The organism is Rhodoferax sp. SPJ21 (assembly GCF_058216335.1).
The window spans coordinates 435,020-456,001 of sequence record NZ_JBYZMO010000001.1 but is presented as its reverse complement, the minus strand read 5'-3'; the positions used below and the strand labels follow the sequence as shown (position 1 = coordinate 456,001).

General features: G+C 47.8%; 19 protein-coding genes and 1 pseudogene. 15 read left to right on the top strand and 5 right to left on the bottom strand.

The genetic code is table 11. From position 1 onward, the window contains the following. Positions 1 to 196 precede the first annotated feature (196 nt). On the top strand, positions 197 to 2,149 hold the full coding sequence (locus AC4BBN_RS01980) for an acyltransferase family protein (protein ID WP_490590272.1): 1,953 nt from the start codon (positions 197 to 199) through the stop codon (positions 2,147 to 2,149). Positions 2,150 to 2,158: 9 nt separating this feature from the next. Next, entirely contained in the window at positions 2,159 to 2,950 is a 792-nt protein-coding gene (locus AC4BBN_RS01975; protein ID WP_490590271.1) for a hypothetical protein, read from the top strand. Between the two features lie 20 nt (positions 2,951 to 2,970). Here AC4BBN_RS01975 and AC4BBN_RS01970 read toward each other — a convergent pair whose 3' ends face one another. Next, entirely contained in the window at positions 2,971 to 3,876 is a 906-nt protein-coding gene (locus tag AC4BBN_RS01970) for a glycoside hydrolase family 5 protein (protein WP_490590270.1), read from the bottom strand. A gap of 299 nt (positions 3,877 to 4,175) precedes the next feature. Between AC4BBN_RS01970 and AC4BBN_RS01965 the strand changes: the two genes are divergently transcribed. The 13 genes and pseudogenes from AC4BBN_RS01965 to AC4BBN_RS01905 all read left to right on the top strand — a co-directional run. Continuing rightward, positions 4,176 to 5,642 (top strand): lipopolysaccharide biosynthesis protein, encoded by a 1,467-nt coding sequence (locus AC4BBN_RS01965; RefSeq protein WP_490590269.1) that lies wholly within the window; start codon positions 4,176 to 4,178, stop codon positions 5,640 to 5,642. A gap of 67 nt (positions 5,643 to 5,709) precedes the next feature. Beyond that, positions 5,710 to 7,077, top strand: a complete 1,368-nt coding sequence (locus tag AC4BBN_RS01960) for an O-antigen ligase family protein (protein ID WP_490590268.1) — start codon at positions 5,710 to 5,712, stop codon at positions 7,075 to 7,077. Between the two features lie 10 nt (positions 7,078 to 7,087). Further along, positions 7,088 to 8,077 (top strand): acyltransferase family protein, encoded by a 990-nt coding sequence (locus tag AC4BBN_RS01955; protein ID WP_490590267.1) that lies wholly within the window; start codon positions 7,088 to 7,090, stop codon positions 8,075 to 8,077. A 44-nt stretch (positions 8,078 to 8,121) separates the two neighbouring features. Next, complete coding sequence (locus AC4BBN_RS01950; protein ID WP_490590266.1) at positions 8,122 to 9,081, top strand: glycosyltransferase family 2 protein; 960 nt, start codon at positions 8,122 to 8,124, stop codon at positions 9,079 to 9,081. Between the two features lie 20 nt (positions 9,082 to 9,101). Next, positions 9,102 to 9,617: a serine O-acetyltransferase gene (locus tag AC4BBN_RS01945; protein ID WP_490590265.1), complete on the top strand. Its 516-nt coding sequence runs from the start codon at positions 9,102 to 9,104 to the stop codon at positions 9,615 to 9,617. Next, positions 9,604 to 10,629, top strand: coding sequence for a glycosyltransferase family 2 protein (locus AC4BBN_RS01940; RefSeq protein ID WP_490590264.1), 1,026 nt, complete (start codon positions 9,604 to 9,606; stop codon positions 10,627 to 10,629). The genes AC4BBN_RS01945 and AC4BBN_RS01940 overlap by 14 nt, the downstream gene beginning before the upstream one ends. Before the next feature lie 15 nt (positions 10,630 to 10,644). Next, a complete protein-coding gene (locus AC4BBN_RS01935) occupies positions 10,645 to 11,781 on the top strand; it encodes a glycosyltransferase (RefSeq protein ID WP_490590263.1) in 1,137 nt (378 codons plus the stop codon). Beyond that, positions 11,781 to 12,872, top strand: coding sequence for an acyltransferase family protein (locus tag AC4BBN_RS01930; RefSeq protein WP_490590262.1), 1,092 nt, complete (start codon positions 11,781 to 11,783; stop codon positions 12,870 to 12,872). The genes AC4BBN_RS01935 and AC4BBN_RS01930 overlap by 1 nt, the downstream gene beginning before the upstream one ends. Continuing rightward, positions 12,869 to 13,144: a hypothetical protein gene (locus AC4BBN_RS01925; protein ID WP_490590261.1), complete on the top strand. Its 276-nt coding sequence runs from the start codon at positions 12,869 to 12,871 to the stop codon at positions 13,142 to 13,144. The genes AC4BBN_RS01930 and AC4BBN_RS01925 overlap by 4 nt, the downstream gene beginning before the upstream one ends. Next, positions 13,116 to 13,466 (top strand): hypothetical protein, encoded by a 351-nt coding sequence (locus AC4BBN_RS01920; protein WP_490590260.1) that lies wholly within the window; start codon positions 13,116 to 13,118, stop codon positions 13,464 to 13,466. Before AC4BBN_RS01925 ends, AC4BBN_RS01920 begins: the two co-directional genes overlap by 29 nt. A gap of 222 nt (positions 13,467 to 13,688) precedes the next feature. Further along, positions 13,689 to 14,795: a glycosyltransferase family 4 protein gene (locus AC4BBN_RS01915; RefSeq protein WP_490590259.1), complete on the top strand. Its 1,107-nt coding sequence runs from the start codon at positions 13,689 to 13,691 to the stop codon at positions 14,793 to 14,795. After that, on the top strand, positions 14,792 to 15,883 hold the full coding sequence (locus AC4BBN_RS01910) for an acyltransferase family protein (RefSeq protein WP_490590258.1): 1,092 nt from the start codon (positions 14,792 to 14,794) through the stop codon (positions 15,881 to 15,883). The genes AC4BBN_RS01915 and AC4BBN_RS01910 overlap by 4 nt, the downstream gene beginning before the upstream one ends. Positions 15,884 to 16,114: 231 nt before the next feature. Next, positions 16,115 to 16,629: pseudogene (locus AC4BBN_RS01905) on the top strand (IS3-like element ISAzo10 family transposase); the annotation flags it as partial. 207 nt (positions 16,630 to 16,836) lie between these two features. Here the strand turns inward: AC4BBN_RS01905 and AC4BBN_RS01900 are convergent. The 4 genes from AC4BBN_RS01900 to epsE form a co-directional block, all read right to left on the bottom strand. Further along, positions 16,837 to 17,727 (bottom strand): WecB/TagA/CpsF family glycosyltransferase, encoded by an 891-nt coding sequence (locus AC4BBN_RS01900; RefSeq protein WP_490590257.1) that lies wholly within the window; start codon positions 17,725 to 17,727, stop codon positions 16,837 to 16,839. Positions 17,728 to 17,895: 168 nt separating this feature from the next. Continuing rightward, positions 17,896 to 18,771 carry a chain length determinant protein tyrosine kinase EpsG gene (gene epsG, locus AC4BBN_RS01895; protein ID WP_490590256.1) on the bottom strand — a complete coding sequence of 292 codons (876 nt, stop codon included), beginning with the start codon at positions 18,769 to 18,771 and terminating at the stop codon, positions 17,896 to 17,898. Continuing rightward, on the bottom strand, positions 18,768 to 20,150 hold the full coding sequence (epsF, locus tag AC4BBN_RS01890) for a chain length determinant protein EpsF (RefSeq protein ID WP_490590255.1): 1,383 nt from the start codon (positions 20,148 to 20,150) through the stop codon (positions 18,768 to 18,770). Before epsF ends, epsG begins: the two co-directional genes overlap by 4 nt. 15 nt (positions 20,151 to 20,165) lie before the next feature. Further along, positions 20,166 to 20,978 carry a polysaccharide export protein EpsE gene (gene epsE / locus AC4BBN_RS01885; protein WP_490590254.1) on the bottom strand — a complete coding sequence of 271 codons (813 nt, stop codon included), beginning with the start codon at positions 20,976 to 20,978 and terminating at the stop codon, positions 20,166 to 20,168. Positions 20,979 to 20,982: the final 4 nt, after the last annotated feature.

The following is a 20,982-nucleotide window of genomic DNA, read 5'->3' as shown; positions in this document are numbered from 1 at the left end:
TATATCGATGTACTGGAGGCATCTACTCATGAAGCATGATTCATTCCAGTTGAAGTCTTGATGCCGGGGCAGGTGACTTTTTTTACTATAGACTATCAATATTTGAATAATTTTATGTCTGATTGGTTTGATTTTTATATAAATTCGACTTTTAGAGCGTGTGATTCATTAAGATAAATTGTATGGAGGTAGGGGGATGTCAAAATTTAGAAGTGATATTAATGGATTGAGGGCCTGGGCTGTAGCGTCCGTTATTCTTTATCATTTTGGTATCTGGGGTTTTTCGGGGGGGTTTGTTGGTGTTGATGTTTTTTTTGTTATTTCCGGTTTTTTGATGACTGGGATAATTTTTGAAAAAACAATTAATAATAATTTTTCGCTATTCGATTTTTATATTTCTCGGTGTATTCGTATAATTCCAGCTTTGCTGGTAGTGTGTTTGGTATTAATTGCTTGCGGATTCTTTTTTCTGCCTCCCTCTGAATTTCTCCAGCTTGGACGGCATATTTCGGGTGCGTTAGGGTTTTTTTCTAATTTCCTTTTCTATAAAGAAGTTAGCTACTTCGATGTTTCTTCTCATGATAAATGGCTTTTGCATACGTGGTCACTGTCGGTGGAGTGGCAGTTTTATCTTTTGCTTCCTTTGGGGTTAATGCTGCTGTGGAAGCTCAAGCCAAAAAAGAAATATATTGTTTGGGGATTTTTTGTATCCTTTATGATTTCTTTATTTTTATCATCTCTGATTTCAATAAAAAATCCAAGTGGTGCCTTTTATCTCCTTCCAACTCGAATGTGGGAGATGTTGGCTGGAGGATTGGTATATTTTTCTAGTCATCAAAAAAATGCATTTCAGAAAAATGGAAGAATTATTGAAATTTTTGGCTTTGGGTTGATTATTTTTTCTATTGGATATTTTTCGGTAGAATCAATTTGGCCTAGCTGGCGAGCATTGCTGCCCGTTCTTGGTGCGGTCTGTGTATTAAGTTCTATGCAATTTGATTCATTGTTGACTGCCTCGCGGATTGCTCAATGGTTAGGCAGTCGCTCTTATTCTTTATATTTGTGGCACTGGCCAATTGTTGTTTTGCTGGGTTATTTGAATAAGCAGCATGATTTAATTTATATTGGCTGTGCGTTATTGTTTACTGGCCTTTTGGGGCATCTTTCATTTACTTTTGTTGAGGGTCCGGCTGGATCGTATTTGAGAAAAATTAGTTCATATCGGAAATTTTTCGCTTTGGTAATTCCTGTTGGCTTGTCTATTTCGTTGGCTGTATTTGTGACGGTCAACGAGGGCTTGCCAAATCGCATGAGTGATGCGTATGAAAAATTGACCAAGGATATAACCATGCCCCTTGTGAGCAATGGCTGGTGTTTTTATAGCGTTGACACCATAAAAGCATTGCCGATAGGCGATGCTGGACTTAAATGCTCGATTGGGGATAAGGCATCCAAGATAAAAGGCTTACTTTTTGGGGATTCATTTGCTGGCCAAAATGAACCATTTTGGAATAAAATTGGAATAAATGAGAGTCGTAGGATTGATTCAGTTACTACAAACTGGTGCTATCCTAGTTTGGGTGATGATTTCACTGGGCCGATTGCTAGTCGTGCATATGCCCAATGTAAAATAAATAGAAATTATCTTTTTGAAAATGTCGAAAGATATGATTTCGTTGTTCTCGCTGGATCTTGGTCTGATGTCGTTTTGCAAAATAAGATAAAAAACTTTGAGGCTGCGTTGTCTGAGGTTTCCTCTAGGACAAAGATGGTTTTTATAATGCCATCGCCTGTAAGTTATGATGCAAATATCGGGCTGGCTTATGAGCGAAGTTTGATTCGCGGTGTGAATTTCGATTTACTGCATTACACTAGAAATAGTGATGTTCAAACAAAAAATGCAAATGAAATTATTAAGTCCCTGTCGAAGAATTATAAAAATGTTTTTTATATTGATAGGGATTATATTTTTCCTGAAGCAGGGGTTTTCCCAGGCTCGGCAGGGGGCGAGGTCCCATTTAGTTTTGATGGAAAGCATATTAGTACTTTGGGGGCAGAGTCGGCTGCAGTATTTTTTGAAAAATCTGAATATTATAAATTATTCAAAAATAATATTCACGGCAATGAAAATCCCTCGCTTGTTAATTGACTTTGATGTATGAAGATTGCAATTTCTATTTTCGGCATCCCGCGTGGGGCAGGTCTTACATTCTCACCTTTTGTTGAGAAAATAATAGAACCTGCCCGAGCTCTTGGCGAGGTCAGACTTTTTGGGCACTTTTTTAATGTCGGGCAGGTCGTCAATGCACGATCTGGTGAAGGTGGTGCCCTGGGCAAAGAGAACTACGACCTCTACCGTGATTTCAATTTGATAATTGAGGAGCCAGAGCAATGCTTAGCCAAATATGACTTGGAAGCCATTAAGGGCTTTGGTGATTACTATGGCGATGCATTTAAATCTGTAGGAAATTTATTACATCAGTTGCATTCACTTAAAACTGTTACGAATAGTGTGGAGCAATACCAACCAGACGTAGTGATTTATGCGCGGCCAGACTTGCTCTATCACGACAAAATACCCTCGTGGGTGATTCAGAATGCGGGCGCACATGCAGGTCGTTGTTTCTTGCCCCACTGGCAATGGTGGGGCGGCTATAACGATCGATTTGCAGTGTGTGGAAGCAATGCCTATCTGCACTACGGCAACCGTATCGACAATATTTTGAATTACTGCCGCAGCGCGAACCATCCACTCCATGCCGAGCGGTTGTTAAGGCAAACCTTACGGTCCAACGGCGTGGCGTTGCGGCAGTTGGACGTGCGTGCCAGCCGTGTTCGCATCGGTGATATTGTCAAAGAAGAGAGCTTTGACGCCCGCAGCACGATAGGGCCGCGCCGGTTGCTACCAGAAATGTGGTTGAGCAGTTGCTTGGCGCGGATGCATTTTTGATGCGTACCTGACGGAGCGGGCTAATTGAGCAACGAAGAGGTCAGTGGTTGAATCCACGTCTGCGTTTGTGGCGAATAAATGCCGAAGTCTGAGGCCAACTCCCAATATGTCCAGTTGATGCCATAAGACTCGGCTGTGTCTCTCGCCAAGCGCGTGTATGTAGCCCTGGATGCCATGTCGCCTATCTTGTACGAGCCAAATTCGCCCAGGTGCAGCGGCACCCCTTTATCTGCATTCCACTTGGCGGCCTGCGCAAAGACATCCTGCATGGTCTTTGTTTGCTGGGGCGTGCAGCATGTCGTGCCCGCTGGGAATTGCGGCATCCAAGACAAACCCTGGTGGGTGAAGGGATAGGGGTCGTATGTATGTATGGCAACAATCAAATTGGGATCGGCGGGCAGGCTGAGGTTGACGAGCTGCTTTGGATGGTTCCAGGAGATGGGCCCGATCAACACGGCCCTGGTGGGGTTGGTGACCCGCACGGTTGCCAGCAGCTTGGCAGACAAGGTATTCCAAGCGTCGCTGCTCAACTTGCCATGGGGCTCATTCAGTAGCTCAAACAAAAGCTTGGGCGAGCGGTCCTTGTACCGCTGGGCCAGTTGGGTCCAGATATTGATGAGCCGTGTCTCTAGCACCGTGGGGTCTACCGCAAACTCGTTGGGCGCGAGCGCATCGCCAAAGATTTGGTTGTAATGGTGCAGGTCCAGAATCACATACATACCTTTGGCCAAGATGGCATCAATGGCTGTGTCTACCCGTGCGGCAAAAACTGGGTCTAGTGTGGCGCTCGCATCCGCACTTGCATGGTTGGTCCAACGTACTGGCAGCCGTATGGTTTTGAATTGCTGTGCCGCCAAGTCAATATATGCTGGCTCTAGCTTTACACCCCAATCGCCTTCACGTGGCGCCTCCAGCATGTTGCCCATGTTGATGCCGCGCCCCAGGGATTTGGCGATAGTGCAAGTGGCAGCAGAAACAGCGCTGCAACTTTGCTCTGCCGCTGGTGTAGCCAAGGGCAAAACACCCAGTAGCAAAGGGAGCAGCAAGGATTTGATGGAGCTTGTTTGTTTAGTCATGGTATTGCGACGATGAGACCGCCCTCTGTTGTATCATGAGTTTATGCTGCGTTGCAGCAAAAAACAAATAATTAAATTCATTGTGAATTGACCCAGGGGCTATGGTTTTTGCCGATCCCTCTTTTTTGTAAATCAAGGTTACATACGTAATGAGTCTTGCCAAACAGGGCGTAAAAGCCGTTAAATGGAGCGCGATTGCAACCCTTGCGCGCTTTGTAATGCAGTTTGCGGCCCAGGTTTTATTGGCCCGTATATTGGGGCCTGAAAACTACGGTATTTTTGGCATGGGCATGGTTGTATTAACCTTGACCAATGTTTTTTCAAATTTTGGCTTTGGCTGGAGCCTGCTGCATCGCAAAACAGTCACACAGGAAGATGTGCGCTTTGCCTTTACTTGGCAAATGATTGTAGGTAGCGCGGCCACATTGGGGCTTTTTCTGCTGGCGCCTATGCTGGCTAGCTTTTTCCACGAACCCCGTGTTGAGCCTGTTATCCGTTGGCTAGCATTGGCTTGTGTGATCAGCGCCGTATCCTCCCCAGCTGGGAATCTGATGCACCGTGACTTGAATTTCAAGGCAGCGGGGTTGATACAAATTGGAGGCTATGTCGCTGGTTACCTGCTGGTTGGCATACCCCTTGCGTTGCTGGGTTATGGCGTGGATGCACTTGTAGCAGCCTGGCTCGTGCAGGTTTCGTTCATAGCCATCGGTAGTTTTTGGGCTCACCCGCACTCGATCAAGCCGTTATTCCATTACGAAGGTGCTTCTACCGCAATGAAGACTGGCGGAACCGTTTTTATCACCAACATCATCAATTGGTGCCTTAGCAGCATGGACCGCTTCTTATTGAGCAAGTTTTCCAATGCGCACGCAGTTGGCGTTTATTCTGTGGGCTATAACCTGGCCACGATGCCTTCTACCCTGCTCATGGGTTCTCTGCAACCAGCGTTTACCGCTGCCAGTTCCAAAATGCAGGATGATCCTGGTCGCATGCGTGCGGCTTATATGCAAATATTCGCCACAGTGTGGGTGCTGATACTGCCGATATTTGTTTTTCTATCAGTCATTTCTTTTGACTTGGTAAAGTTTCTATATGGAAGTAAATGGTTGGATACGGGCTGGGTTTTGGCTTTGCTTTTTCTAAGCGTCCCCGCCTTTGTTTGCCTTGGGCTCTCTACTCCGGTACTGTGGAGTGCCGGACGTAAGCAGCACGAGTCCTTACTCCAATTGCCCGTGCTTGCTGTTGGAGCTGTGGGCTTCTATTACTCTATGCCTTTTGGAATAAACGCTTTTGCCTGCGTAGCTGTAGCGCTAATTTTAATAAGAACACTCGTGGTGTGTGGGGCAGTATTCTTTTTTCTTGAAATAAATTTTGCCAATGCGGGCCCTCACCTTTTTCGTGGTGTAAGTCTTAGTTTAGTTGTAGCCATCGTAGCCTTGTCGGGGGTGAAGTCTGTAGGTGATTTTGGATTCCCTATTATAAATCTAATGGTAAGTGGCGGGTTGGTTTTAATTGTTTTTGTTATTGCTATTTTTAATGGAAATAAAATTCTAGGAAATGAAGTTATTCAGATGTTGATTAGATTTTTCCCTGCGTTGAAAAAAATATATTTTTAATTGTGTAAAAAATGTTTAATCATAACTTTTTTGGCAGGCAATGTTTAATTTAATTTTGTATTCTGTTTTGTCTCTTCTGGCTTTTGGAGGGGCGGTAGGGCTTGCTGTTGCTGTGGTCGCATCATTGAATGCCGTTACCCGATATTCGAGAGATGGATTTGTTCATTTTTTCTTTTACTCTATTTTGTTAAAGCAAATGTCGAGTGTTTTGTTTTCGAATCGAACCGTCTCGCTAGATGCCTCCCTGAATAGTATCGAATCTCTAAGCTTGTCTCAGATATGGTTTAATAAATTTTTGAGTTTGTGTATGGTTATCGTTGCGTTGGAGCGAATATTATTTTGGTTTTTTCGTGAAAAAAGAAAATATGGCAAATCAGTTTCTTTTTTAGCAGCTATTTTTATTTTCTATTGGATTTCTAATGTTTTCTCTCCTGCGCTATTTGGTGCGCATGGGAATATTTCGAATGAATATATATATCCGCTTTTGTTCGGTCTGGCTGCAATTTTTGTTAGCTATGATGGAAGCTTGAGGGCTATAGATGTTTTTAGAAATTTGGCTTGTGGTTTTTTGCTGCTTGGATACATTTTTATATTTATCCGCCCAGGGCTTGTAATGGATGTGAATTATACGCAGGGATATATTCCTGGATTGCCTCGATTGGCTGGGTTGGCGCCACATGCAAACTCTTTAGGGATACTGGCTCAGTTGTTTTTAATGTGCCTTTGGGTACGGCCATTTAGCAAAATTTCCATCAATAGGATGGCTTGGCTGTTAGGAATAGGAACAATATTTTTGGCCCAATCTAAGACCGTGTGGCTATCTTTCCTGGTGTGCGTGATTTATATGTTTTTGGTAAATAATTGGTATCGATTAAGAAATATATTCAAGGTTAACGGGAATTCATTTTCGGCAGTTTCGCTTGTTGTGGGGGCTGTTGTTCTTCTCTTATCCGTCGGAATGATTTCATTGTTTGGAGGGGCCGCAGAAAGGCTTGATAATTTTTTTAGTAGTGCCGAAGGAGCCCAGATTACTTCATTCACAGGTAGAGATCGAATTTGGACGATAGCCTTTGGTGAGTGGCGTAATAGTCCATTTTTTGGATATGGTCCAACTTTGTTTGATGCTGAATATCAGAGTTCGGTCGGAATCGATGGTACTCCACATGCGCACAATCAGTTTGTCGATACCCTTGCGCGTGCGGGTGGGGTTGGTGAATTTGGTTTGATTGTTTATTTTTTATTTCTATTATTCTTGTCAATAAAATTCTCGAAAAAAAGTGGAGGTTTAACTTTTGCACTTTTTATTGCGTTGTCATTTCGCTCGGTGAGCGAAGTGCCATTAATGATTACTACTTTGAATTTTGAATTTGTTGGACACGTATTGCTGTTAATTGTGTTGGGTGGAGTCGTTAAAATTGTTCGAAATAATGATTGAAAATAATAACATGCGCAAAAATCTTCAGTTAAATAGAATTGAGGAAGTCGATGTTGCCAAAGGAATTGCTATTTTTTTGGTTGTGGTTGGTCATGTTGTTGCTAGGGAGATGCCTGTTGGGAATGATTGGTATGCATATTTAAAGGCTGCAATATATTCTTTTCACATGGCTTTTTTTATGTTTCTTAGTGGTGTTGTTTTTTTCTTGAAATTTAAAAATTCTATTTCTATTTTTGATGATGTTTTAATATTGAAGGGTAGGTTTTTTAGATTAATGCCTGCTTATTTATTATTTGCATTCATAGTTTTTTGCGGTAAGTTCATTTTTGAGAAATTTGTCCATGTAGACAATCCAGTTTCTGGTTTTGGTGATTTGTTGAATATTTTATTTTTCCCGATGTTGAGCGTTTCCTCTTTTCTTTGGTATGTCTATGCTCTTTTTGTGATTACTGCTGTCGTTGTTTTTAGTTTGAGACTTTTAAATGGTCGTATTGATATTCTTCTTTTGATTTCGTTTGCGGCGGTGTTTTTTCCGTATATTCAATTTCTTGGTGTTGGTCAAATAACAAAGTATCTGTTTTTCTTTGTTTTGGGGGGGGCTGTTCTTTCTCGATGGGCGGTGTTTTTTTCCTTTGTGGATAGATTTTCAGTGCTTTTTTTGTTGTCTTTTTTGATTTTTTTGGGGGGTGGTTTTTATGCTAATGGTGGATGGTTTTTTTCATCGTTGATTTCAATTCCTGCATTAATGGGATTATGTCGATTTTTGAGATTTGGACGTGATTTTTTCCTCCTGTTGGGTAGAATGAGTTTTTCCATATACCTTATGAATACGATGGCTATGGGATTCGTTAAAGCCGTAATGTTTAAGTTTTTGAGCTGGAATGGCCTGGGATTTTTTTTGTTTTTTCCTGTGTTGTTGTGCGCTGGGGTCTTTTTGCCAATATTAATTAAGAATATATTTTTTTCTAGGGTGGTGTGGTTGAATAGAATTACTTCATGAGGCGGGGGTGGGTTTTGGCTGGTGTTGTTATTTAGGGTGTGATTTTGATTGAATTTAGCATTATTGTTCCGCTTTATAATAAGTCTTCTTATATTGAATATACATTGCAATCAGTATTGGCCCAGACTTGGGCGAACTTTGATTTGTTAGTCGTTGATGACGGTTCCAGCGACTGCGGTCCTCAGATCGTCGAGAAACTGGCACAAAATGATCCGCGTATCCGTTTGGTGCGTCAGTCCAATTCAGGGGTTTCGGCTGCGAGGAACCGGGGTATTGCGGAGGCAAGAGGCGAATGGGTGGCGTTTCTAGATGCTGATGATTGGTGGCACCCCGGGTATTTGGAGGCGCAGCAACGTGCCATTGAGGCCCACCCGCAAGTGGACATGGTGGCGACTATGCTGCGCAAAATTCCTGACGCTGCAGATTGGACTCCTTGGCCGTGGCCTGAAATGTCTCCGCAGCCTGCCACGGATCTCATAGAAGATTTACCCGCCCGCTGGATGCAGGGTATACCGTTTTTTACCTCGTCGGTTGCAGTGCGCAGAACGCGCTTGGTCCAGATGCAGCCTTGCTTTAAGGTGGGCGAGTCGCATGGGGAGGATCTGGACCTGTGGTTCCGTGTGGCCGAGGGTTCGGCTATTGCCCATTCTCATAGCGTGCTGGTTGCCTACCGTACGGCGGCGGTGGGGAGCCTGACCAGCCGGCATGCAGCATTGGTATTAGCTCCATTCTTGCTAAGGATGCAGGATCGGGCGCACTCGGGGCTAATGCCAGCCGATAAGCAGTGGTCAGCATTGCATTTTGTGGCTCAGCAAAAGGTGACTTTTGCCCGGCAGGCGTTGGTGATGGGGCGTCGGCTGGAAGGGCTGCGTTGGTTGTGGCGTGCGCGGCATGCGATGCGGTCTAAGCGCTGGCTGATGTCGCTTGCGATGGTTGTTGCGTTGCCTGGGGTAGTGGTGCAGCGCTGGGAGCGTTGGCGCAATGCGCGTACAGCTACCGATTAGTGTTTACAAGGGTCAAATGAATGGCTTTTTTTGAAGATTTACGCGTAGCACAAGAGGGTGTTTTGTCTCTTGGCTTTTGGGCTTTGCAGGTTTACAGGCTTGGGCATTTGCGTTACAGGTTTCAATCCAAGCTGGTGCGTTATCCACTGGCAATATTGCATGTGGTGCTGTCCAAGCTGGCGGAAATGCTATGTGGTGTGACGATCGGGGTGTCCGCCAAAATTGGGCGTAGGCTGGTGATTGAACATTCTGGAGCTATCGTGGTGCATGGCAATGCATTTATTGGTGACGACTGCGTTATCAGGCAGGGAGTGACGATCGGTAATAAGCGGATGGACCAGCCCTTTGACGCGCCGCGTATTGGGCACCGGGTGAACATTGGCGCGGGAGCGAAGATCTTGGGCGCAGTGCAGGTAGGGGACGATGCTGATATTGGCGCTAATGCGGTGGTGATTTGCGACGTGCCTGCTGGCGCGCTTGCGGTGGGTGTGCCGGCCAAAATTATTTTGCGAACCAAAGACCATGCAAACTCTTGAGTTTCCTGATGCGCCCTGCAGGGTGAGTATCGTTATCAAAGCTTTGAATGAAGAGAAGCGCATTGTCGTCGCCGTCGAGAGTGCACTGGCGGCGGTCCAGGTGGTGGGGGGCGAGGTGGTGCTGGCGGATTCTTGTTCAACAGATGACACGGTGGCACTGGCGTCGGCATACCCTATCCGCGTGGTGCAATTGGTGCATGCGCAGGAGCGATGCTGCGGCGTGGGGCCGCAACTGGGCTTTCAGCATTCGCTAGGCGAGTTTGTCTACATTCTGGACGGCGACATGGAAATGCTGCCTGGATTTTTACCCAAAGCTTTGGAGTACATGCAGGCGCACCCGGATGTGGCAGGCGTAGGTGGGCAGGTGGTAGAGATGAACACCACTAGCCTGGAATACGTGGCCCGGGTGGAGCGCGGCCTGGGGCATATGCAGTCCGGTGAGGTGGACCGCTTGGACATGGGTGGGCTGTACCGCCGAGCCGCAGTGCAGCAGGCAGGCTATTTTTCCAACCGTAATCTACACAGTTACGAGGAGTTTGACCTAGCAGTGCGTTTGCGTGCCAACGGATGGAAGCTGCAGCGCATTGCTATCGATGCAGTGCGACACCATGGGCATGATGCGCCGCCATACCAACTATTGGTGCGCCGCTGGCGCAGCAGATACATCTGCGGCCTGGGCGAAATGCTACGTGCAGCATGGGGGCAACCGCACCTGGCCTTGGTGCTGAAGGGAATGCGGGAGCTGCGCCTGTACGGGGCTGTGCTGGCGTGGTGGCTGGTGCTGCTATCAATATTGTTGCTGTCTGCGCAGTGGCCACGGGCGCTAGCGGCCTTTTTTATTGTTCTCGCCACGCCGTTTGCGTTGATGGCATGGCGTAAACGCAGCTTATCCAAGGCTTTGTTTTCTGTGGTGTCGTGGTGCTTTAACGCTGCAGGTTTGCTGCGGGGCCTGTTGGCGCCGCAGCGGGAAGCCCGTGCAGTAGTGGATAGCGTGTTGGTCAAAAATATTTAGTAACCCTTATTCTTTATGCAAGCCCATTTCAACTTTCTGCGCCGCAAGCTTATTTTTCGGGTCAGAAACAAGCTCCACACTATTACCTCGCTGCGAGATACACCTAAAACAGCCAATGTGCTGCTGGTCACGGTTCGGCATGAGTTGGCGGAAACGCAGTTGTACCCATTCCACTTCTACCGTTCAACTTTGCGACAGAAGTATGGAGTGCGCTGCACGCAGGTGCATGTGGACGCGCTGGTGGGCGCGGATGCAGATAGGCTGCATGCCGGTGCAAAGCATGCGCATATCAAGCGTATATTTTTCCAACCTGCATTTGAAATGCCGCCGCAACTGGTGGTGCAGGCTTTGGAGCGTTTGGCTGCGGCATATCCTATGGCCAAAATTGCTTTTATGGACTGGTATGCCCCATTGCATATAAGACCTGCAGCCTATGTGGATCCTTATATTGATGTTTATATAAAAAAGCAAACCTATGCGGATTTCGCAAACTACAGTGTGCCTACGCTAGGTGATACTAATTTAAATGATTACTACGCGCGTCGGCATAATTTGCCGGATGCGCAGCAGCAGTTTATACCTCCTGCAGGAATAGAGAACAAAATACGTTTGGGAAGCAACTTCGGCTTGTCACCTTTGATTGTTGATTTGTTTCTAGGAAAGCCGCCACAGGTAGATTCTCGTGATATTGATGTACATGCCCGTATTGCCGTTAAAGGAGTCCCCTGGTATCAGGTGATGCGGCAAGAGGCGAAAGATGCAGTAAAAAAACTATCGGCAAATGGTGCGATACATATCGTGTCAGAAGGGCGCGTGCGTAGGCATAAGTTCTTTGAAGAGATGATGAAGAGCAAAATTTGCTTTAGCCCATTTGGATATGGTGAAATTTGCTGGCGTGATTATGAGGCATATGCCACCGGCGCTTTGTTGCTTAAGCCCGATATGGCGCATTTGCAGGTATTGCCAAATGTGTTTGTACCCAATGAAACCTATGTGCCGCTGCAATGGGATTTGAGTGATTTTGAAGAGAAGGTGGAAGAATTTCTCAAAAATAAAGAAGAGCGAACAAGAATTACTAAGCAAGCGTTTGAAGCTATGCGTAGCTGGATCGCAAGTGAAGAGTATGTCGCTGAAATTGCGGCACTATGCTAATGCCCTCTAAAGGACGGCGCCTTGAGGCGTTGCAGGTACTTCGGGCTATCGCTGCTGGTATGGTTGTGTATGTGCATGCGCTAGCAACATATAAAGCCAAGGTGGATGTATTTGATGCAGTGTTAGTGAACTACGGGTTTGGAGAGTTGGGCGTAAAGCTTTTTTTCTGTATTAGTGGTTTCATCATATTTTCTTCAAGTCAATCTTTAATTCATGGGCCGAAGTCGGTATGGTATTTTCTTCGGCGTAGGGTCATTCGAATTGCGCCGATGTATTGGTGCGCTACGTTAGTTTACGCAGTTAAGCTGGCTTTCCAGGGGGCCACCCCCGGCTTAGATGCGATGTTGTATTCGGTCTTCTTTATTCCTTTTGCTGATAGTGAGGGCTTAATGCGGCCCGTATTAGGTGCGGGGTGGACGCTGAACTACGAGATGTTTTTTTACATTATTCTTGGTGCTGCACTTTTTTTATCTGGTTTTTGGCGTTTGATATTGGTGAGCTTGGTTATGTTGGCTCTGACCGGGGCCCGGCATGTAGGGGTTGTCTCTGAAAGTTCTGACTTTGCACAGAACGCGCTGTTTTTAATGTCAGATACGTATTTGCTATTTTTTGTTATCGGCGCGTGGGTTGGGCCGCTGAGTCGCCAAAATTGGGTTGCGACGTTTCCAAGATATTCCTGGCAGAAAACCTGTTTTTTTGTGATGTGCGTCTTGGCAATGCTGGTGTTCGTAAGTTTAAGGTATTCCATGCCAGTTGGTGTTCTGCTGGCATTGGAGCTGTTTGTTTGCGGTTTTTGTGTTTTTCTGTGCGTCACTGCACGGGATGGAAAAAATGCCGATACAGCGCAATGGTTTGAGAAAAAGCTGGTATGGGCAGGAGATGGCTCATTCAGCACTTACTTGACACATGGATTTGTAATGGGACCGGCTGCTCGAATTTTTAGCTTGCTGTCGGTTCATATTTCTCCGGTCATATTTGCACTCACTATGGTGTTGGTGTGCAGCGTAGTTGGAATGATTTTATTTAGATATTTTGAAAATCCTGTTCTAAGCATCATGAATGCCAAGTGGGGGAGGTCGCATTCAATATGATGGAAAAGGCAATATTTATTGCCTGTCCTTGGAGCGTCAATGACGGCGGCACGTTCAAGGTGGGCAACTATTTGATTCAGTGTCAGCATGCTGTGGTCAAAGGTAGCGCCGAAGAGCATGTTGCTCTTTGTGCGCTGGATACGCGCGGCGACGGTAGCCCTCTAGCTTGGATGGGGATGCTGATGCTGGCGCGAATAGCGAAAAAACCGTATTTCAGGGCAGTTAAAGGGCGTGCACGTGAATATGGCCGAGCGCTTGAGCTTGTTCCGTAACGCGGTTGTTGTAGTGTTTTCGCGTGCGATGGGTTTACGGGTTGTCTTGCACTTGCATGCGGCCCAGTTGCATCATTTTTATAAAGACTTACCGGCGCCACTGCGTTGGACGTTCTCACGGGCCGACAAAGTGGTGGTGTTGGGTAGCTCTGCACCGAGATTGGTGGTGAAAGAGTTGTTGGTGCCCAAGGAGCGTGTCTGCATCGGGATCAACGACGCATCGCAGGAGCCGATGCAGCGCGCTCCGCAGCAGGAAGCTGGAAGGACTATGCGTTTGCTGTTCTTGGCGAGTTTAAGTGAGCGCCAGGTGGGTCAGACTTAGTTCACGCGCTGGGTATGAGCGCGGTAGCGAACGCGCTCCCTTGGGGTGCATCTTTGCGGCCAAGGGTGATATGAAGGGTTATCAGGCTGAAGCCGATGTAATTGGCGTAGGCCATATCGTGTAGTTTGTCGGCTGGGCTGGTTAGCTAGGAAGAAGCTGGGGCACTAATGGCTGGTCCGCCTATTGCAATACAGCCTAGGCAATGTGAAAGGAATATAGAAAATGCAAAAAGTTTTGCACATCGTAAATGGTGAGTTTTATGCTGGTGCTGAGCGAGTGCAAGACTTGTTGGCGTTGTGCTTGCCCGAGTTCGGTTACGAGTGTGCCTTCGTCTGCCTGAAGGATGGCGTTTTTGCGAAACACAGGAGTTCGACCAACCGCTTGGAAGTAATTCCTATGCGTTCGCGTTTTGATTTATCTATTGTTAAACGGATCGCTGATATGGCACGGTCTGGCGGTTACAGAGTCATTCATACTCACACCCCCCGAAGTGCACTTATTGGTCGTCTCGTCGCTCGCAAACTGGGCTTACCTCTGGTGCACCATGTGCACAGCCCAACACAGCGTGATACTGAAAGCCGTTTTCGCAATTTCGCGAATTCTTTTCTAGAAAACTACCTGGTGCTACCCAGTGCCAGCCAGTTGGTGGCCGTGTCTTCTAGCCTCAAAGGTTATCTCTTGAAGCATCGTGTGGCAGAGACGCGAATCACCGTCGTGCCGAATGGGGTTCCGATTGTTCGTGCCGCTCCTGCATGGCAGCCGCCAGAGGCCGAATGGACCATCGGCACAGTGGCACTATTTCGGCCACGCAAGGGCATCGAAGTTCTTTTGAGGTCGATGCGAGAACTGCTAGATCTGGGGCTGAATGTGCGGCTGAAGGCAGTGGGAACTTTTGAAACTGCTGTCTATGAGCAAGCTATCAAAGGTTTGACCCGTCAATTGGGCCTTGTTGACAAAGTGGAGTGGACGGGGTTTAGCAACAATGTGCACCGTGAAATGGAGAGCATGCACGTGTTTGTGTTGCCCAGCTTGTTCGGTGAGGGGCTGCCAATGGTGGTAATTGAGGCCATGTCGGTGGGCGTTCCGGTCGTTGCATCGCGAGTGGAGGGCATACCAGAGGTAATTGGCGTGCAGGGTGCCGGTGTGGTGGTGGAGCCAGACGATGTGGCAAGCCTTACGCACGGTATTCAAGCTTTGGTGTCGGGTGAAATCTCTGCAAGGTCTATGGCGATGGCAGCACATGCTCGACAAGCTGCCTACTATTCGGATCATGCCATGGCCAAAGCGGTTGCTGGAGTTTATCAGCGTGTTGTTAAGGCCCAGATATGAGTGAGTATTTAAGTGGAAAAAGACCGGCGCAAACTGCGTTGGTCAATATTCAGTACCTGCGGGGGATCGCGGCCATGATGGTGGTGTGGGTACACGCCCGGGAGCAGTTTCACGCGTTGAAGTTGTTGTTTCCTTCTGGAGTTGGCGGCAACGGGGTTGACCTTTTTTTCGTCATTAGTGGCTTCATAATGGTTTACACCACGTATGGAAAGCCTCTAACTCCCTCAGCGTTCATCCAACGGCGGTTCGCGCGTGTTGTACCTCTGTATTGGTTGGCCACTATCGGTATTCTGGTGGTCGGGCTCGTTGCACCCGGCATCCTGAAAAGTACAGTTATCTATATGCCCCATGTGCTGGCGAGCTTTGCATTCTGGCCAATGTCTTCGCCTAAATTCCCAGACGAAATGTGGCCTTTATTGATACCGGGCTGGACCTTAAATTATGAAATGGCCTTTTATCTTCTTTTCGGGTTGACACTTTTTGTGCCCCAAGCGTGGCGCCTATTGTTGCTGTGTTCCACTTTGATATTCTCTGTTGTATTCGGTTTTCTATTTAATTTTTTTGGAGTATTAGGCTTTTATACGGATGCAATTGTGCTAACTTTTGGGGCTGGCGCATTGCTGGGGTATTTTAATTGTCTTGGGCGAATTCCAAAAAATAGGCTCTTGGGTTGGATATTAATAGCGATTGGAGTCGCGTTATGGTGGGGTTTGCAGTCGGTGCAAACGGGGCATCGAGTAATCGGTGCAGGTATTCCTGCTGTCATAGTTGTCGCTGGCGCCTGTGCTTTGCCTAGTATCAAGGGGGTATGGATACATTGGTTGCATAAACTTGGCGATGCATCTTATTCTATTTATATTGGCCACGTATTTTTATTGGCGGCAATGAGGTTTGGCTGGATGTACATTATTTATCCTGTGAATTCCGTGCTTGATGGATATTTGTTTATGATAAGTGCGATGTTGTTTTGCAGTGTGGGTGGTATTGGTATCTATAATTTTATAGAAAAGCCACTTAACACATGGATTTTGAATAATTTGATGTTCGGGCGCTCTGGGTTAGCTAAAAGTGCTCAGCAAGACGCTTGATATTGCCAAAGGGTTTTGTTGCATAAATCCGCCCGTCTGAGCGGATAAGCTCTCAGGATGGATGAAGAGATGAAGAGATGAAGAGACCGGATAGTGCCTAACGACGAACTGGTTGGTGTGCAAAGCGGCATTGAAGGCCAGAGGGTCATCGACCGTCTGGCTGGCCCTCCCGCGTCAGAATAATTGTCGCCTCCATAAATCCAGGAACCCGGGGGGCGATGAAGAAAGACAGTGCCGCGATACGGACAAGCATTTGAAGACAAGGCTGTAGCGAGGTTGCTGCTGCCATAGAGCGCCGCGCTGGAAGTGGTGGCGCGAGAAGTGGGCAATAGAGCGTGGACCCTGGATCGCTGGCGCGAGAATGCGAAGTCCAAGCCCATCCGAGGGCAGTCTTGGACTTCGGGCGCCCGGCTTGAGGCTGTCATCAGCACCGAGGCGATGAGCGAGGCAGGAAAGAGTGCGTGGTGCTTCGAGGACGGCGTGTACTCGGCCGAGCTGGACCAATGGCGGATGGGTTGCACCGCACCGAGGACGCACGAGCCAGCCCGCAGGCCACACGATCCGACCGTAAACGCATCAAGGATGCTTGAAGGCGACCTGCTGCCCAAGGCGCGAGCGCTGGCGGAGATAGCGGCCCTCTTGGTGCTGTCAAAAAAAGTCGCGGCGATCTTCGACAACGGCGAGGGCGAACGATCGGCCTCGAAGATCGCCAAGCACTGGCCCGAGACATAGCTGCCGCACACGCGCCGGACCTTTTAGCGTCAGGTGGTCCAGTTGCATATTTGTGTCGCGCTGCTGAATTGGTTTACGCAGCTGTGCTGCTCGATGACGGTCTCCGTAGCATGACTGCGTTTGGGGTCAAGGATGTTGCGCTTGAAGCGTGGGGGTGGGCACAAAGCCGATTAATTCTACTAATGGAATCTCTTGTGAGTACCGGACTAATAAGATTGAAATCAGGTTGATGAGCCGCTTTTGGAGGTAATATATTTTTTATGTGTTTTTAGGGCATGCGCGCGCAGTATGAATAAGGGATTTCCAAGCACATAGCGTTTGAAAAGCCTTCTGGGCTCAAGCGCGAGACGATACAACCACTCAATCCCGATTTGGCGCATCCAACGTGGGGCCCGGCTAACCCTATTCCCTAAAAAGTCGATAATTGCTCCGCCACATACAATTATGCAGTTGCCAATTATGTGCTTGCGCAATTCGGCTGCAACTTCCTCCTGCTTGGGCATTCCCATGCCCAAGACGATGAGCCTGGGCTGGTGTGATTGTGCGAGCTCAATGTAATTTTCGATGGATAGAAATCCATTGGCAGTTTGTAGTTCGCTAAGAGGGGCGATGCTTGCGTGCACGGTGGACCTGCATTGCGCAAGGTAGGGCTCTTCCGTTCCATATAAGGCAATAGGCTGTCCATTAAAGCAGCGAATAATTTGCGGAATAAGGTCTGTTCCATTCAGATTAAGGCCAGGCTGCAAGCCCATCATTTTGAACAGAGTTGCCATGCCGCTCCCATCCCGAAGCAAAGTGTCTGCGCTGGTGAGTGCTCTATAAAACTGTTCAGAGGTTGCTGCTGAATTCATGGCGTGGGCATTCACAAACGCCAGCACGTGTGGTGAAACCGCCGTGTTGAGTTGTTGCAGATATTCTTGCAACTGAGCAGGCGTCTGCATGCGGGTTATCTTTTCCAGCAGTGTGTGCCAGCGTGTTTGCCAAGTGTGGGGTGCCATGAAATTAGAAGTATGAGGGACAGGCAATGCAAGTTCTGAATTTTTACGTCCATAGGTGGCTAAGCCTGGAACATGTTGATGTCCTAATTTCAATGCCTTTATGGGAGCTTCCATCTCAAAATAGATGGAAATCTATTTGACTGAAGTAGAGCGTTTCCAACGATTGCATTGAATTTTTTATTTTTTGCATCTTTTTTGAAGATGGTTTGCCCAATCAGTATTTTGTAATTCACGATTGAAATAACGTGTCCTTACTCGTGCTGATTGGGCATAACTTCAGGTTTAGACGTCGTTCAATATTGAGCCAACGACAGTAACCCCGCTGTCCTGTAGGCGGCGGGTCAGTAACGTGGTTTGCGGAAGCAAGCTTTGATTTTTGCGGGCGAGCATCACTGCGGCCCCAGCGCGCGCCGCAATTAATTCGGCATCTGCAAAGGCGCTCCCTGCAGGGGTGTCTACGATAATTACGTCAAATTTTTGAGCTGCTATCTGAAGCAAATAGTCAAAAGTGTTTCTGCCCAAAAGCTCCTGAGGATTGGGAGGCACGGCGCCCGACGGCAGTACGGTCAGGCCGGGTAGGCTAGGGACTGGCAATGCTGCATCCAGCTCAGCGCGACCAGCAAGCACGCCTGACAGGCCAGCATTCTTGCCCAGCTTAAATAGCTTTTGTTGACGTCCTGTTCGCAGATCGGCATCTATCAGAAGGGTGCGTTCACCTTGCTGGGCAAACACAATTGCCAGGTTGGCTGCAATGAAGCTGCGACCTTCACCGACTCCTGGACTCACCACCGTCAAAACTTTGTGGTTGTTATCGGTGTTAAACCATCGCAACATCAGTTGGCTGCGAACGGCTCGCAGGTTTTCTCCCACTCCACTGAATGGCTTGTAGGCGGCTACCAATTCGTTGCTAAGGCTAGTGTCGCGGTCCGACAAATAGGTGTAGTCAAACTGCTGTGAAAGAGCGAAGTCGACATCGTCTTTGGTGAGCAGATTGAGCGCGATGGCAGCATCGCCAAATTTGGTGTTGTCACTGAGTTGGCGCTGAACTATGCGCACAGCATCTTCTAGTGTGAGCCGACCTGTCGAAACCAGAATGTCTCCTATAGAGCGGGCTTTACTGGTTGACGGCACAGAGGCTGGCAAGTTAATGGTATTCATACCTTGGCTCCTTTTTCAGGAGCATTTTGTTTGAACATGATTGCGGCAGAGCTGATTGCACCGAGTACTGGTAAACCTAGCGCCTCCAACATATCTTCGGTGGAGCGCACGCGACGGTTGGCTAGTTCAAGGATCAGTGCCATGCCTATACCTAGCAGAGTGCCCAAAAAGATAGAAACCAGCACATTCACCATGACCTTGGGTTTGGATGGCGTTGCAGGCGGCGTGGCCTGGTTTAATACGGAGATATTGGTTTGGTTGCTTTGGCTTTCAATATTCGTTTGGGAGGCGCGTTGACTCACCAACTCAAATGCATGTTGGGCAGATTCAATATCACGGCGCAGCACATTCAGCTCATCACGTTGCTTGTTCAGCATGAGCACCCGAGATTTTTGAGCAGCTAGGGCGCCTTGCAGTTGTTGTTCCCGTTGCTTGCTAACTTGAAATGTTGTCTCAATAGAACTGGTGATTTTGCGAGTTTCGGCTTCGAGCTGCCCTCGCAGAGTGGCCAGCTCGGCCTCTGTCCGTTGGGTTTGTGGGTGATTCTTGCCGAGGTTGATATTGCTTTCTTGCAGCTTGGCATCAAGTCGAGCAATGTCTGCCTTCAGGTTGCTTATGACGGGACTTTGCATTACTTCTGCAACTGTGTCTGCTTTGGCATTACCCCGCTTGCTTTGGCTGTCGGTGGTTTGGCCTTGCACACTTGTAAGTTGGCTGGAGGTCTCGTTCAGCTTGGCCATTTCAAAGTCGAGGCGCTCGTCTGCGGAAGTAATACCATTTTTCTGCTGGTACTCTGAAAGAGCTTTTTGTGCTTGTTCGAGTTTGTCACGCGCAGTCTTTGTTTGCTCTTCAAAAAAGGCGGCATATTGCCTGGCAGGTGCCACGCGCAGATCCAGATTCACATCCATATAGGCCTGTGCGAACGCATTGGCTGCAGCAGCCACAAAGTTTGGGTCAGTGCCGGTGTAGTTGATGTTTATAACGTTGCTTTCGCGTGATGGTTTTACGTCTAGCTTTTGTTGAAGCTTTGCTGTTAGCCAGTCAGTTAATTGCCCTTTCCCTTGTGTGGCTGTTTGCCACTGTTCACGCACAGCCGCACTTTCTTCCATGTGCAAAAGTTTTACGGCACTTTTGGCGACGCGGTCGCTGTTGATGATGTCAACCTGCGTAGCCATATACCCGGGCGCAACCATGCCTTGCAGTACAACACCGCTTACCGGGTCGGGGGATTTCACATCCACCACCATTGCTGCGGTTGCCGTGTACTGCTTAGGTAGCACCAAGCTGACTGCCGTGACGGCGGCAACGGTGACTAGCAGTACGGCTAAGGCTACCTTGTAACGGGCTCGGAGAATGAGTAGGAATTGCTGGATAGTCATGCTGGAGTGTTCCGATTAAAACAAGCTCTCTTTAACGTAAATCACGTCATCTGCTTGAAGTTTGTCAGTAAGTTTAGGTTCCAGCTGCTGAACGCTGCCGTCTGCTGCTTTTCTATCCAGTCGCAAACGCTTTTCTGTGCCTCTCGCAGTTATGCCACCACCGAGAGCCAGCCCCTGCATAACTGTCATGTTTCTGTCTATGCGGTAAGCACCTGGATGCTGGGCTTCACCGTAGATGTAGAACACAGGTGCGCGATGCACATAGATGCTGTCGCCGCCCTGCAAAACGACATCGTTTTGCGCTCTATCCGTTAGAAAAATAGATGGAATGTCGACCTGCTGGCGAAATGGTTTGCCATTGCGCAGACCCGTAACGATGGCGACGTCGTCACCTATAGGTGTAGCTCCACCTGCCATTGCCAGCATGTCACTGAGTCGGGTGTTGGCAGTTTCCAGTGGGAAGCGCCCTGGCCGCGTGACTTGTCCTAGAACGGCTACTTGGTTGCCACGTATTTGCAAAAGCACAATATTGACTTGAGGATTTTTAATAAACCCCCCCTTCTGTAGCGAGTCTGCAATCTTTTTTTCTGCAGTTGCTATGGGCAAGCCACCAAGTTCCACTAAGCCGATTAATGGATAGTTGACTACTCCATTTTCTGAAACTCGTGTTTCTACTGTGAGATCTGGGTTTTGAAATACTTGAATGCGTATGGAGTCTCCTGCCCCCAAAGGATAATCTGGTTGTACTTGGGCTTGCGCACCAAGACTGGCTGTGACGGTGACTGTAGTCAGTATTTTGAGTGTCAGGTTAAGTAAATACTTAAACATAAAT